This is a genomic window from Mycolicibacterium iranicum (assembly GCF_014190915.1).
GTDB classification, from domain to species: domain Bacteria; phylum Actinomycetota; class Actinomycetes; order Mycobacteriales; family Mycobacteriaceae; genus Mycobacterium; species Mycobacterium iranicum_B.
In genome coordinates, this window is the sequence record NZ_JACHVU010000015.1 from 24,890 (window position 1) to 38,659 (window position 13,770).

Below are 13,770 nucleotides of genomic sequence, written 5' to 3' on the forward strand. Positions count from 1 at the left end.
CCTCACGATCGACAGTGACCCTGCGGTCACTGTTGCGTTGTTCTCGCCGGACGTTCAGTCCGATTCGTCGGGGAAGGCGTTGGCCACCTTGCCGGTGCGCAAACTGCCGTCCAGGTATGCCGAGCGGCAGGCGCGACGCCCGATCTTGCCGCTGGAGGTTCGGGGGATCGCACCGGCGGGCGTCAGCAGCACGTCGCGCACGGTCACCCCGTGGCGCACGGCGATCGCGGCGCGGATGTCGTCGGCGATCGGGCCCATGTCGAGCTTGTGCGCACCGGGTGCGCGCTCGCCCACGATGACGAGCTGCTCGGACGTGTCAGAGGGATCGCGCTTGAGCCCGGCGTGGCTGTCGGCGAACACCTCGTCGGGCAGCTGGTTGGCCGGTACGGAGAACGCCGCGACGTAGCCGGTCCGCAGTGCCTTCGAGGACTCCTGCGCGGAGTACTCGAGGTCCTGCGGGTAGTGGTTGCGGCCGTCGATGATCACCAGGTCCTTGGTGCGGCCGGTGATGAACAATTCGCCGTCGTGATAGGCGCCGAGGTCGCCGGTGCGCACCCAGGTGGCGTCGTCGGTCGCGCCCTCGGCGTGGGAGGGCTCCGTGCGGGACTTGAGGATGTTGTGGAACGTCGCGACCGTCTGCTCGGGCTTGCCCCAGTAGCCGGTGCCCATGTTCTGGCCGCTGATCCACACCTCGCCGATTTGGCCGTCGGGCAGTTCGGTGGCGCTGTCGTTGTCGACGATGACGGCCCACTCGGCGACGCCGATCTGACCGGCACCGGCCTGTGCGACCGCCTTGGGCGAGTCCGCAGGCACCTCGACGAAGCGGTGGTTGTTCAGCTCGTCGCGGTCGACGTGGATGATCCGCGGCTCGGCGTTCATCGGGGTGGTCGACACGAACAGCGTCGCCTCGGCGAGACCGTAGGACGGCTTGATCGCCTGCGGCTTGAACCCGTAGGGGCTGAACGCCTCGTTGAACCGCGCCACCGTGGCCGCCGAGATGGGCTCACTGCCGTTGAGGATGCACTTGATGTTGGACAGGTCCAGCGGCTCTTCGCCCTCTTTGGGTGTCCCGCGCGCCGCGGCGTGGTCGAAGGCGAAGTTCGGGGCCACCGAGATGGCGCCACCGGTGTCGCCCTCCTTGCGGGCCATCTCCCGGATCCAGCGGCCGGGGCGACGCACGAACGCCGCGGGCGTCATGAACGTGATGTAGTGGCCGAGCATCGGCGACAGCAGCACCGTGATCAGACCCATGTCGTGGAAGAACGGCAGCCACGAGACGCCGCGGTCGCCTTCCTGGCCGTCGAGCGCCTCGATGACCTGGACGACGTTGGTCGCGAGGTTCAGGTGGGTGATCTGCACACCGGTGGGGACGCGGGTCGAGCCCGAGGTGTACTGCAGGTAGGCGATCGTGTCGTGCTGGACGTCGATCTGCTCCCAGGTGGCGCCGACCTCGTTGGGCACGGCGTCGACGGCGATCACGCGCGGACGCTGGTTGGCCGGGCGGGTGCGGAAGAACTTGCGCACGCCCTCGGCGGACGCGGTGGTGGTCAGGATCGCCGTGGGCTGGCAGTCGTCGAGCACCGTGTGCAGGCGCCCGACGTGGCCGGGCTCGTTGGGATCGAACAGCGGCACCGCGATGCGCCCGGAGTACAGCGCGCCGAAGAACGCGACGAGGTAGTCGAGGTTCTGCGGGCACAGGATCGCGACGCGGTCACCGGGCTGGGTGACCTGCTGCAGGCGCGCACCGACTGCACGGTTGCGGACCCCGAAGTCGGCCCAGTTCAGATCGCGTTCGACGCCGTCGCGCTCGGTGGAGAAGTCGATGAAGCGGTAGGCCAGTTTGTCGCCACGAACCCTCGCCCATCGTTCGACGTGTTTGACCAAGCTTCCGTTGTCCGGGAACTTGATCAATCCGTCCTTGATGAACGGGTTGTGGAAGGCCATCTGTCAACTCCAATCGAGCGGGATCTCCGTCCCGGGGACCCCGCAGATCGTACCGGGAAGAAGGCCCCCCACCCCTCAGCCGCCGGCGACCGCTCTTAGATTTTCCTTAATCTGACGCAATGCTAGGCGACCTGCGCGGTCGGGGCCAAATCATTCCGGTCACGAGTCAGCCATGTTTGGGCTGCGGCGCATTCGCGATCAGCCCCTGCGCCCAGTTCAGTGTCCACCCTGTCGCGGGCAGACCATCGAGATTCCAGAACTGCGGCGTGGCGTACATCGCATGGACCGGCTGTCCCGCACCGCCCGAGAGCACCTGCAGGGTCTGCGGGAGCTGGGTGATGTTGAACGCCGATTCCGGCGCCGCGCAGATCAGATCGCCGCGCGCGCAGATCTCGTTGGTGCGGTCGTTGAGCGCGCCGAAGCCGCCGGGACGCGGACCCGTCATCGACAATCCCAGCGCCGAGAGTGTGGGGACCTCGTGCAGCGTGATCTCCGCGCCCTGGCCGGGTGGGTTCGGACCCACGTCCAACCCGACGCCCGCCTGCCGGCGCCCGTCGGCGATCAGCGTCACCCCCAGCACCAGGTCCTGGTCGACGGGGCCGCGGCCGTTGCCGATGTCGGAGGCGATGTCGCCGGCGATCACGGCGCCCTGCGAGAACCCGACCAGCACGTAGCTCGTCAGCGGGCACCGGTTGTTCATGTCCGTCATCGCCTGCACCGCGGCGCGGGTTCCCTCGGCGCGGCTGTCGTTGTACGACATCTGCCGGTCGGCCGACAGCGGATTGTGGAACTGCGCGGTGTACGGGACGGTGAAGACCTCGAGGCGCTGGTTGTCGAACTGGCCGCGGATCGGGTTCGTCACCCGCAGCAGCAGCGCCGCCGGGAACTGGACCGGGTTGAACGGATCCAGCGCCACCGACGACTCCCAGGTGCCCGGGATCGAGACCAGCTGCACGTCGGGGCAGCTGGCGTCCTGGAACTCGGGGCGGGGCTTGGACGGCGCGGTCCCGGAGGGCCCGGCCGGCGGCACCGCCGAGGGGGGCACCGCGGTCGGGGGCGTGTCGGGCCTGCGCAGCACCACGACCACGATCGCGACGATGAGCACCACCACGAGGCCGACCGCCCCGGCTGCGAACAGCGCGAGGATGCGATGGCGTTTCCGCCGGTTGGTTTTCGCCATGGTGTGTGAGGCTCCTGCTAACAGAGTCGTTCGGTTGCGATCCGAATGTAGTCGGCCGTCGCGGTCGTGATGTCTCCCGCCGACGGTGTCTCGGCGAGCGCGCCGTCGGGCTCTTCTTCCAGGTCGTTGCGCACCAGGGGCTCCACGTAGTCCCACACCGCCTGGTCGGTCTGGCGGGCCGCACGGGCCTGGCACACATAGGAGCCGATGCTCAACGCGGACAGCTCGCTGGACGGATGCACCCCGGAGGCGTGCAGCGCGTCCAGATAGGACTGCTGGTGCGGGGTGACGACGAGCTCGTTCGACGTGGCGGACGGATCACCGGGGCCGGGCAGCTGCGCCGTGGACTCCCCGTGCGGGGGCGCCGTCTCGACCTCCGAGCCCATGCCCGCGATCATGTCGCCGCTCAACGAGCATCCGGTCAGCCACGCGGCGGGCAGGGCGACCAGCGCGGACAGACCTGCCATCCCTGCCATCGCCGAATGTGAGCCGTGGTGCACGCCTCCAAGGTACCGGGCGTGCGCTCGGCGCCCGTTCTATCGGATCGTGGTGACGAGTTCGCCACTCATCGCGGCGAGCTGCCCGCTCCACGAACCCCAGTCGTGGTTCCCCGAGCTCGGGAAGTCGAAGTGGGCGTTACCGCCGCCGAGCGAGCGATAGTGCTGGTAGAAGCCGCGGTTGCTGCCCTGGGCCTGGTCGCAGTAGCCGATCATCGCCGGCACGTCGGTGCACGTCGTCGTCGCCGGGCTGTAGATCCACAGCCGGGTGTTGTTGTTCACCAGCAGCTGCGCGTGCACGTCCGGGTCGTGCCATTTCCAGCGGCCGAGCTGTGGCAATCCCCACATGTTACGGATGTCAGCGCCGCCGAAGCGGGCCAGCCCGTCGGTGATCGCGCCGTTCATCGTGGTGGCCGACGGCGTCAGGAAACCCGAGAGGGACCCGGCGAACCGGTAGCGGTCGGGGTGAAAGGTTGCCATCGTCAACGCGCCGGTGCCGCCCTGGGCCGCGCCGACGATGCCGTGCCCGTTCGGGGCGAGGCCCTTGTTGGCGGCCAGCCAGTTGGGCAGCTCGTCGGCCAGGAAGGTCTCCCACTGCTTGCTGCCGTCGGCCTCCCAGTTGGTGTACATGCTCCAGGCACCACCGGCCGGTGCCGCCACCGAGATGCCGCGGCCGGACAGCGTGCCCATCGCATTGCCCGCCGTCACCCAGTTGCTGACGTCCGGGGCGGCGTTGAAGGCGTCGAGGAGCACGACGGCATGCGGACCACCGCCCTGGAACGCCACCGGGATGGCGCGGCCCATGGCCGCCGAGGGCACCATCAGCATCTCGACGCCCTGCGCACGGGCCGTCGGCATACCGACCGGATGCGGCGTGACGCCCGTCGACCACAACATCGCGGCCATCGCCACGACGGTCACCGCTCGAAAGATCGCCCGCACTGCCACCCTCTTTTCGCCGTCTGTTCTTCGCGTCTGTCGTCCCCTACCCAGCAGTAGTGAATCACATCACTGCGACGGGCCGGAGGCTAAAACGATTGACGGCGGTGACCCCGATCAGGGATCACCGCCGTCAATGACGTGGTGCTGTTTAGCCGCCGGAAGCCGGTGCCGCAGCAGGCTGCGCCGGAGCGGACGGCTGCGGGACCGCGCCGAGCACACGCTGGATGTCAGGCTTCATCTGCTGAAGCTGCTGACCCCAGTAGGGCCAGTCGTGCGTGCCGCCCGAGGGGAAGTTGAACACACCGTTCGACCCACCGGCCGCGATGTACTCCTCCTGGAAGGTCTTGTTGGTCCGCAGCGTGAGGCCTTCCAAGAACTTCGCGGGCAGGTTGTCACCCGCGACGTTGCCGTTGACCTCGGCGGGCTTGCCGTTGCCGCAGAACACCCAGATGCGGGTGTTGTTGGCGACCAGCTTGGCCATGTTGACCATCGGGTCGTTGCGCTTCCACGCGCTGTTCGGATCCTCGGTACGGCCCCACATGTCGTTGGCGTCGTAGCCGCCGGCGTCACCCATCGAGATGTTGACCAGCGCGGGCCACCAACCCTCGGACAGGTTCAGGAAGCCCGACATCGAGCCCGCGTACTGGAACTGCTGGGGGTAATAGATCGCCAGCGTCAGCGCGGCCGAACCGGCCATCGACAGACCGACGGCCGCGTTGCGGTTGGGGTTCACACCCTTGTTCGCGGCGAGGTAGGCCGGGAGCTCCTGGGTGAGGAAGGTCTCCCACTTGTAGGTGCTGCAGCCGGCCTTGCCGCAGGCCGGGCTGTACCAGTCGCTGTAGAAGCTGGACTGGCCGCCGACCGGCATGATGACTGCCAGACCGGAGTCGACGTACCACTCGAACGCCGCGGTGTTGATGTCCCAGCCGTTGAAGTCCTCCTGGGCGCGCAGACCGTCGAGCAGGTACACGCCGGGGGCATTGGGCCCACCGCTCTGGAACTGGACCTTGATGTCGCGGCCCATGCCGGCCGAGGGCACCATCAGGTACTCCACCGGCAGACCGGGGCGCGAGAACGCGCCTGCGGTGGCGGAGCCGCCCACGGCGCTGATCAGGCCGGGCAGCACGATCGCCGCGAGCGCGACCACCGTGAGCCGGCGGGTTGCCGCGCGCAGCTTCCCAACGAGCTTCATGCTTGTGTTTTTCCCATCTGTCGTTAAACGGCAGCAGGCCGCCGCTCTATCAGAGCGATCCCCGAGTGCGGCCCGAACGCTCTGTAGTCAACCACACCTTTGTGGTGATCTCTCCATCCGTGACTCCGCACGAGCACCGCTCGCGTGGTCCGTCACATGCCTTATCTGACCGACATGGCTGCAGCGTTACGTAAGCAGAAAACCTTGCCTGCCAGCAAATCGCCTGCGGCTCAGGGCCAGCAAATCGCCTGCGGCTCAGGGCCGGCAAAATCGCCTGCGGCTCAGGGCCCCGTCGGTGGAAGTCCCGTATACGGCGCATTGACCGGCTCGGGTATCGGCAGGCCGCAGCGTCGCAGCTCATAGAGCGGCACGCGGTCGATGCGGTAGCGGGTGAACTCGGCGGCGTGCAGCAGGTTCGACAGGAAGCGCCGCGCGCCCATCGGCGCGCGGATCGCTGTCAGCACGGACTCGGTTTCGGGGCATTTCAGCGCGGCCTCGGCCTGCCGGATCCAGTCCTCGTCGAGATAGCTCGGAATGTACGGCTTCTCCTTGAAGAAGGGCCCCTCGGCCACGGCCCAGTCCGGAAACAGGTTCTTGTCGTGCCCGATACGGCCGTCCTCGATCCGAGCGGTGTGTGCGGCAAGCGGATTCGCCAGACCGATCTGGTCGATCACCCGCACGTCGAGACCGACGTTCATGCCCAGCATCCCGAGGTTGGTGAAGAACACGGTGTGCGGGCCCACGTAATCGGGCGGCGCGTCCGGCGGCGGCGGATAGGCGGGCACCACGTCCCACATGTCGTAGTTGCCCGACGGAAGCAGCAGTGCGCCGTCGGGGGTGTTCTCGATCGCGGTCACGACCGCCCTCATCCGGGGATAGTCGAGATAGTCTGCGGCCGTGAGGGGATGGGCATGGCCCGTCGCCTGGGCGTAGAAGCGCCGCTCGTCGACGATGCCGGTGTAGGTGACGCGGGTGGCGTCCGATCCCATGCCGGGCGAATTCGCCGTCCACAGCGACCATCCGGCGACCGCGAGCCACAGCACGCTGGTCGCGCCGGCGTAGAGATAGCCGGCACCGCGCGCCATCCGGCGGCCGTCGGGCAGCATCAGCGGGATCACCGCCACCGGCGCGAGCAGACAGAACAGTGGGGTGAGCAACACGCGGCCGTGCATGAAGTCACCGCCCTGCCGAATCCAGTACGCCGCCTGCAGGATTCCGCTGACGAGGATGAATACGACCACGGCCGTGGGGCTTTGCACCGCGCGGGCCGGCCAACCGGTGTCCCGGCGCACCGGGCGCACGCCGCGCGACGGCCGCCCGCAGAGCAGGAGCACCATCACGGCCAGGCCGATCAGCAACACCGCCGGAGCCCACAGCAGATAGGGCTGGTTGAAGTTCGCGAGGTAGGTGAACCCCTGCTGCCACTTCGCGCCCGTGGCGTCCTTGGCCAACGCCGTTCCCGGGAACAGCAGGCCGTAGTAGCCCATCCGGAAGATCTGGTACGCGACCGGTAGCAGACCGCCCGCGACGACGATGAGTGCGCGGCGGCGCCAGCCCTGGGTCGCGACCAGCACCATCACCAGCGCGAGGCCGCCCACGAGCGCGAGTTCCGGTCGCACCAGCACGCTGAAGCCGGCGACCCCGGCGAGCGTGAGGTCGAACGCACGCGAGGTGCGCTGCCCGCGTGGCGCCTGCGACCAGCACACCATCATCCACCACAGCAGCCCGAGATAGGCGAGCACCAAACCGTTTTCGAGCCCCGAGGTCGCGAAGTCGCGGGCAGGCGGCACAGCGATGTAGACGAGCGCGCCCGCGGGCAGTAGCAGCGCCTGCCTGCCCCGCAGCGTCGGCGCGTAGAGCCGCGCGGTGCCCAGCATCACCAGGACGATGCCCAGGACGCTGAGCAGCAGGGCGAACGTCAGCGCGACGTACTCCAGACGGGCCGACCCGGAGACCAGCCCGCCGAGGTACATCAAGTACGACCACGCCGTCGAGGTGTTGGCCTCCACCCGCTCGCCGGCGTTGAAGACGGGACCGTTGCCCGCCAACATGTTCCGGGTGGTGCGCAGCACGATCAGGCCGTCGTCGGCGATCCAGCGGCGCTGCCAGGCGCCCCAGCCGAACAGCACGGCCACCACGGTGACGCTCGCCCACAGGCTGACCCGCACCCACACGCCGTACGGGAAGGCGGGCCAGCGGGTCAGCCGGCCCGCGACGCTGTCAGCCGAGGAATACTGCGGCACCAATGGTCCCGATCCACGCCAGCAGCAGCAGCTGCAGCACCCGGTCCTTCAGCGCGATCTCCTCGGGCTCCCCGGCCAGCCCGCCGTCGACGTCGACGGCGTAGCGCAGGATCGCGATGGTGATCGGGATGATCGTGACCGCATACCAGGAGGCGTTGGCGCCGTCGCGCTCGAAGGCCCACAGGCTGTAGCAGACCACCATGGCGGTGGCCGCCACGGTCCACACGAAACGTAGATAGGACGCGGTGTAGCTCTCCAGCGACTTACGGATCTTGGCACCGGTGCGTTCGGCGAGTTGCAGTTCGGCATAACGCTTTCCGGCGACCATGAACAGCGACCCGAACGTCATCACCAGCAGGAACCACTGTGACAGCGGGATGCCCGCGGCCGCGCCGCCGGCGATCGCCCGGATCAGGTAGGCCGAGGAGACGATGCAGATGTCGAGCACCGCTTGGTGTTTGAGGCCGAAGCAGTACGCCAGCTGCATCGCGATGTACACGGCGATCACCACCGCGAGGTTCGGCGACGCCAGCAGCGACAGCGCCAGGGCGACCACCCCGAGCACCACCGCGAGGGTGTAGGCCAGCCACTGCGGGACCACGCCGGCCGCGATGGGCCGGAACCGCTTGGTCGGATGCTGACGGTCGGCCTCGACGTCACGCGAGTCGTTGACCAGGTAGATGCAGGACGCCGCCAGCGAGAACGCGACGAAGGCGATCAGGATGTTGATCGCCATCTCGTCGTAGTCGTAGCGCACCTCGCCGCCGAACGCGGCGATCGGGGCCGCCAGCACCAGCAGGTTCTTCACCCACTGGCGAGGGCGCAGCGCCTTGATGATGCCGGTGGCGAGGTTCTTCGGCGGACCTGCGGCCGAACCGGTGTCGCGGGCTACTTCGGACGTGCTCATGTGTTTCCCACTCTTTCGACTGCCTTTGCCACCACCGCCCCGACGGCCACGCCGGTCAGCACGTCGGTCGGGTAATGCACGCCGAGCACCAGGCGGGACAACGCCATCGGCGGGACCAGCACTGCGGGCAGGGGCAGCCCCGTCGGCCTGGCGAGCAGGACCGCGGCTGCGGTGGTGGACGTCGCGTGCGCGGACGGGAAACTCAGCCGGCTGGGCGTTCCCACGTTGACCGCGATCGCCGGGTGATCCGGCCGGGTCCGCTGCACCACGCGCTTGATCACCACCGCGGCGGCGTGGGCGGCGAACGCCCCCGCACCCGCGGCGAGGTAGTCGCGCCGGCGACGCGGCGACAGCAGCGCCCCCAGCGCGGCCAGGGCGAGCCAACCCAGGCTGTGCTCGCCGAAATGCGACATCCCCCGGGCGATCGGAAGCACACCGGGGCGGCCGGCCAATGCCGACTGCACCGTCACCAGGAGCGCGTCCTCGCCGCGTGGGCTCTCAGCCATGGCGCGATTCCGCGGGGTCTCCCACACCGGTCCCCCGGTCGCTGCGCTCCTGCCCCGCCGGAACCAGCACGCTCTCCCACTTCTCCTTGCTGGTGAGCGTCGGGAGCGCCGCGCGGTACACCTTGCGCATGCGGTTGAACTTGCGGGCCAGCTGCGCCTGGCGTTTGGCCGACTCGCGCAGCAACTCGAACATCCTGTCGCGGTCGCGCTGCCGGTAGACCACACCGCGCCCGTCGGCCGTCGTCACCGTGACCCCGTCGACGTTGCACAGCGAGAACCAGCGCGCATCCTGGGTCGCGACGTTGATCTGCGGGCGCTCGTGGTGGGCGGGATCGTGGGGCTTCAACTGGTGCACCACGCCGCGGCCGAGGCGCAGCGAGATCGCCAGCGGATTGGTCGGGATGTTGACCTTCTTGCGCCACCGCTTGTCCGACGGCGCCGGAAGCACCGTTGCGCTCTCCAGCACGACCGCGTCGGGGAACTCCTGGCGCATCTTGCGGACCTCAGGCAGTGCCGATTCCAGGATCGAGAAGATGTGCTCGGGGCCGGCCAGGAAGTCGTCCATCGCCTTGTTCTGGATCGCGACGGTCGAATACTCAAGGCAGAGAAGGTGTTTGAGCGTGGCCTTCATGTGGCTGGCCAGCAGCCCGCTGATCTTGCCGTCCCAGTGCAGCGCGGCGACGACGAGCCGGTTGCGCAGGTGGAAATAAGCCTGCCAGTCGATGGCGTCGTCCTTGTCGCTCCAGGCCATGTGCCAGATCGCCGCACCGGGTAGCGTGACCGTCGGATACCCGTGCTCGCCGGCACGCAGCCCGTAGTCGGCGTCGTCCCACTTGATGAACAGCGGCAGCGGCTGACCGAGCTCCTCGGCGACCTGCCGCGGGATCATGCACATCCACCAGCCGTTGTAGTCGACGTCGATGCGGCGGTGCAGCAGCCTGCTGCGGTATTCCTCTTCGTCGTTGAGGGGGTACTTGGCGAAGTTGTGGTCGTACTCGGTGTTGACCGCGCCGGTCCACATGAAGTTCTCGGCGTCGACCATCTCGCCCATCACGTGCAGGTGTGAGGGCTCCTGCAGGTTGAGCATCTGTCCGCCGACCAGCGTGGGCACCTTGGCGAAGCGGTTGAAGGCCAGTGCGCGCAGGATCGAGTCCGGCTCGACGCGGATGTCGTCGTCCATGAACAGGATCTGCTCGCAGTCGGTGTTCTTCAGCGCCTCGTACATGACGCGGCTGTAGCCACCGGAGCCCCCGAGGTTCGGCTGGTTGTGAATGGACAGCCGATTGCCCAGGGCTGCCGCCGCGTCCTCGAAGCCCGGATGATCTTTGGCCTTCTTGGTGCCCTGATCGGAGACGATGACGGCGCTGATCACCTCGTCGACCAACGGATCAGAGGTCAGGGCGGCCAGCGCGTTCACGCAGTCCGAGGGGCGGTTGAACGTCGGGATGCCGACGGCGACGTTCGCGCGGCCCGGCGCGGGGACCGGTGCGTACCAGGCGGCGTGGTGCAGCGTGGACGTCGCGTCGGTGGTGATGTCGAACCAGATCCACCCGCCGTCCTCGAACGGGGTGAGTTCGATCTCGAACTCCAGGACCGCGGGTTCGCCCTCGCTCGCGCTGACGACCGGGGCGCCGCCGACGGTGATGCGGGCGCCGGTGGCCTTGGACCGGTAGACGTCGACACGGGCACTTCCGGTGAGCTCGACGCGCAGCACCACCGATTCCAGGATCGACCAGCGCCGCCAGTAGCTGGCCGGGAACGCGTTGAAGTACGTGGCGAAGGACACCTCGGACTCCGCACCGATCTCCAGCGTGGTGCGCGTCGGGGCGTGGGCCCGCCGGGCGTTGGTGTCGGATTCCTCTATATAGAGCTTGCGCACGTCCAGCGGTTCGCCGGGCCGCGGCAGGATGATGCGTGCGAGGGGGCTGACCGCGCGTGACTGCCCGGTCTCCAGCGCACCGGACGGAATGTCACTCATGCTCCACTGCTTTCTGTATCGGGCTCGGCCAGCGGCGCACCGTCGCGCAGATGGGGCGCGAGGGTGTTGTCGTACATATTCAGCGCGCTGGCGATCGCCATGTGCATGTCCAGGTACTGGTAGGTGCCGAGGCGGCCGCCGAACAGGACCTTCGATGACGCCGTCTCGGCTTTGGCCCGCGCCCGGTAGGTCGCGAGCACCGCACGGTCGGCATCGGTGTTGATCGGATAGTAGGGCTCGTCGTCGTTCTCGGCGAACCGCGAGTACTCCCGCATGATCACCGTCTTGTCCGTCGGGTAGGCCCGCTCGGGGTGGAAGTGCCGGAACTCGTGGATGCGGGTGTACGGCACGTCGGCGTCGTTGTAGTTCATGACGGGCGTGCCCTGGAAATCCCCGCAGTCGCTCAGAACCTCGAGCTCGAAGTCCAGCGTGCGCCAGCCCAGCCGGCCCTCCGAGTAGTCGAAGTAACGGTCGAGCGGACCGGTGTAGACCACCGGCGCCGACGGCGACTCGGCGCGCAGCTGGTCCCGCACGTCGAACCAGTCGGTGTCCAGCCGCACCTCGATGCGGTCGTCGGCGGCCATGTTCTCCAGCCACCGGGTGTACCCGTCGACGGGCAGACCCTCGTAGGTGTCGTTGAAATAGCGGTTGTCGAACGTGTAGCGCACCGGCAGCCGGGTGATGTTGCTCGCCGGCAACGTCGTGGGGTCGGTCTGCCACTGCTTGGCGGTGTAGTGCTTGACGAACGCCTCGTAGAGCGGGCGCCCGATCAGCGAGATGGCCTTCTCTTCCAGGTTCTGGGCGTCGGCCGTCTCGATCTCGCTGGCCTGCTCCCTGATCAGCGCACGGGCCTCGTCGGGGGTGAAGTACCGGCCGAAGAACTGGCTGACCAGGCCCAGCCCCATCGGGAACTGGTAGGCCTGGCCCTTGTGCAGCGCGAAGACGCGGTGCTGATAGCCGGTGAACTCGGTGAACTGGCGGACGTAGTCCCACACCCGCTGGTTGCTGGTGTGGAACAGGTGGGCCCCGTACTTGTGCACCTCGATGCCGGTTTGCGGTTCGGCCTCGGAATAGGCGTTGCCGCCGAGGTGCGGGCGTCGCTCGATCACGAGGACGCGCTTGTTGAGCTGCGTCGCCGCCCGCTCGGCGATCGTGAGGCCGAAGAACCCGGAGCCCACGACGAAGAGATCGAATCCAGAGTTCATCGGCAGCAAGGGTATCCGACCCGGCCCCCCACACCCGAGTTGGCCGAGCGGGGCAGGTCGCGATTCGCTCACGATTCAATATCGTCACTCTAGACACACGCGTCACATCAGTACCATCAGTCACGTACGACTAGTCAGATCTTCACTTGTCCATCGTTAGGGAGACTTCCGTGCCGAACCGACGTCGCCGCCGGCTCTCGACAGCCCTGAGCACAGTCGCCGCTCTGGCAGTCGCGAGTCCGGTTGCAGTAATCGCCGTTTCCGAGTTGTCCGCATCTTCTGCCGGCCAGGGCCAGGACGGGCCGCAGCATCGCGAGTTCGTCCAGGCCGCCACCATCACCGATCTTCCGGGTGAGCTCATCACCGCCCTGTCGCAGGGCCTGTCCCAGTTCGGCATCAACCTGCCCCCGATGCCGACCGGGCTGCTCACCGGTACGGGCGCCGCGACGCCCTCCACGCTCACGCCCGGGCTGGGAAGCACCGGCCTGACCTCACCGGGCCTGATGCCCGGGTTGTCGGCCGCCCCGTCGCTGACCGACCCCAGCCTGGCCAATCCCGGGCTGACCAGCCCCGGGTTGACCAGTCCCGCGGCCGCGACACCCGGCCTGACCGACCCGGCTCTGGCGTCGCCGGGGCTGACCACGCCGTCGCTGACCGATCCGGCGCTGGCGGCGCCCGGCCTGACGACACCCGGTCTGACCACGCCCGGTCTGACCACACCGGGTCTGACCACGCCTGGTCTGACCACGCCTGGTCTGACCACGCCTCCGGCACTGACGGACCCCGTGCTGGGCGCCGTGCCGATCTCGACGTCGGGCCTGCCCGCCACGGGCGAGATCCCGATCTCGGCCCCCATCGGTCTGGATCCGGCTCTCGGCTCCTACCCGGTGCTGGGCGATCCGTCTCTCGCCGCGACCCAGCCGGTGGCCTCCAGCAGCGGGGGCCTGCTCGGCGATCTGACCAGCGCCGCCAACTCGCTGGGCGCCGGTGAGGCCATCGACCTGCTCAAGGGCGTCCTGATGCCGGCGATCATGTCGGCGGTCAAGCCGCCGGTGCCGGCGGCGCCCGCAGCGCCGGTGGCCACGGCGGCGGCCGACGCGGCCGCGGCACCGGTCGAGGCCGGGCTCGGCGCCGCCGAGGCCGCGATCGAACCGGGAGCCTGATCGCCACAGTCCT

The 13,770-nt window shown here is 68.4% G+C and carries 11 protein-coding genes; 1 reads left to right on the forward strand and 10 read right to left on the reverse strand.

Annotated elements, in window-relative coordinates; genetic code table 11:
• Positions 1-54: 54 nt before the first annotated feature.
• The 10 genes from fadD32 to glf all read right to left on the reverse strand — a co-directional run bounded on the left by fadD32 (position 55) and on the right by glf (position 12,594).
• Entirely contained in the window at positions 55-1,944 is a 1,890-nt protein-coding gene (gene fadD32 / locus FHR72_RS23510; protein ID WP_183472980.1) for a long-chain-fatty-acid--AMP ligase FadD32, read from the reverse strand.
• A 166-nt stretch (positions 1,945-2,110) separates the two neighbouring features.
• On the reverse strand, positions 2,111-3,124 hold the full coding sequence (gene culp6, locus FHR72_RS23515) for a carboxylesterase Culp6 (RefSeq protein WP_183472983.1): 1,014 nt from the start codon (positions 3,122-3,124) through the stop codon (positions 2,111-2,113).
• Between the two features lie 17 nt (positions 3,125-3,141).
• Entirely contained in the window at positions 3,142-3,600 is a 459-nt protein-coding gene (locus FHR72_RS23520) for a DUF732 domain-containing protein (protein WP_260156196.1), read from the reverse strand.
• Between the two features lie 60 nt (positions 3,601-3,660).
• Complete coding sequence (locus FHR72_RS23525) at positions 3,661-4,563, reverse strand: alpha/beta hydrolase-fold protein (protein WP_183472986.1); 903 nt, start codon at positions 4,561-4,563, stop codon at positions 3,661-3,663.
• A 148-nt stretch (positions 4,564-4,711) separates the two neighbouring features.
• Positions 4,712-5,755, reverse strand: a complete 1,044-nt coding sequence (locus FHR72_RS23530; RefSeq protein WP_183472989.1) for an esterase family protein — start codon at positions 5,753-5,755, stop codon at positions 4,712-4,714.
• A gap of 281 nt (positions 5,756-6,036) precedes the next feature.
• Entirely contained in the window at positions 6,037-7,998 is a 1,962-nt protein-coding gene (gene aftB / locus FHR72_RS23535; RefSeq protein WP_311736237.1) for a terminal beta-(1->2)-arabinofuranosyltransferase, read from the reverse strand.
• Positions 7,976-8,905, reverse strand: coding sequence for a decaprenyl-phosphate phosphoribosyltransferase (locus FHR72_RS23540; RefSeq protein ID WP_183472992.1), 930 nt, complete (start codon positions 8,903-8,905; stop codon positions 7,976-7,978). Before FHR72_RS23540 ends, aftB begins: the two co-directional genes overlap by 23 nt.
• On the reverse strand, positions 8,902-9,411 hold the full coding sequence (locus FHR72_RS23545; protein ID WP_183472995.1) for a phosphatase PAP2 family protein: 510 nt from the start codon (positions 9,409-9,411) through the stop codon (positions 8,902-8,904). The genes FHR72_RS23540 and FHR72_RS23545 overlap by 4 nt, the downstream gene beginning before the upstream one ends.
• Positions 9,404-11,389 (reverse strand): glycosyltransferase, encoded by a 1,986-nt coding sequence (locus FHR72_RS23550; protein WP_183472998.1) that lies wholly within the window; start codon positions 11,387-11,389, stop codon positions 9,404-9,406. The genes FHR72_RS23545 and FHR72_RS23550 overlap by 8 nt, the downstream gene beginning before the upstream one ends.
• On the reverse strand, positions 11,386-12,594 hold the full coding sequence (gene glf, locus FHR72_RS23555; RefSeq protein WP_183473001.1) for a UDP-galactopyranose mutase: 1,209 nt from the start codon (positions 12,592-12,594) through the stop codon (positions 11,386-11,388). The genes FHR72_RS23550 and glf overlap by 4 nt, the downstream gene beginning before the upstream one ends.
• A gap of 170 nt (positions 12,595-12,764) precedes the next feature.
• Here glf and FHR72_RS23560 point away from each other — a divergent pair, with 170 nt between their 5' ends.
• On the forward strand, positions 12,765-13,757 hold the full coding sequence (locus FHR72_RS23560) for a hypothetical protein (RefSeq protein WP_183473004.1): 993 nt from the start codon (positions 12,765-12,767) through the stop codon (positions 13,755-13,757).
• The last annotated feature ends 13 nt before the right edge of the window (positions 13,758-13,770 follow it).

Coding starts and splice junctions, on each gene's coding strand:
- fadD32 (WP_183472980.1), bottom strand. CDS start 1,944: ATGGCCTTCCACAACCCGTTCATCAAGGACGGATTGATCAAGTTCCCG.
- culp6 (WP_183472983.1), bottom strand. CDS start 3,124: ATGGCGAAAACCAACCGGCGGAAACGCCATCGCATCCTCGCGCTGTTC.
- FHR72_RS23520 (WP_260156196.1), bottom strand. CDS start 3,600: ATGGCAGGGATGGCAGGTCTGTCCGCGCTGGTCGCCCTGCCCGCCGCG.
- FHR72_RS23530 (WP_183472989.1), bottom strand. CDS start 5,755: ATGAAGCTCGTTGGGAAGCTGCGCGCGGCAACCCGCCGGCTCACGGTG.
- FHR72_RS23540 (WP_183472992.1), bottom strand. CDS start 8,905: ATGAGCACGTCCGAAGTAGCCCGCGACACCGGTTCGGCCGCAGGTCCG.
- FHR72_RS23545 (WP_183472995.1), bottom strand. CDS start 9,411: ATGGCTGAGAGCCCACGCGGCGAGGACGCGCTCCTGGTGACGGTGCAG.
- FHR72_RS23550 (WP_183472998.1), bottom strand. CDS start 11,389: ATGAGTGACATTCCGTCCGGTGCGCTGGAGACCGGGCAGTCACGCGCG.
- glf (WP_183473001.1), bottom strand. CDS start 12,594: ATGAACTCTGGATTCGATCTCTTCGTCGTGGGCTCCGGGTTCTTCGGC.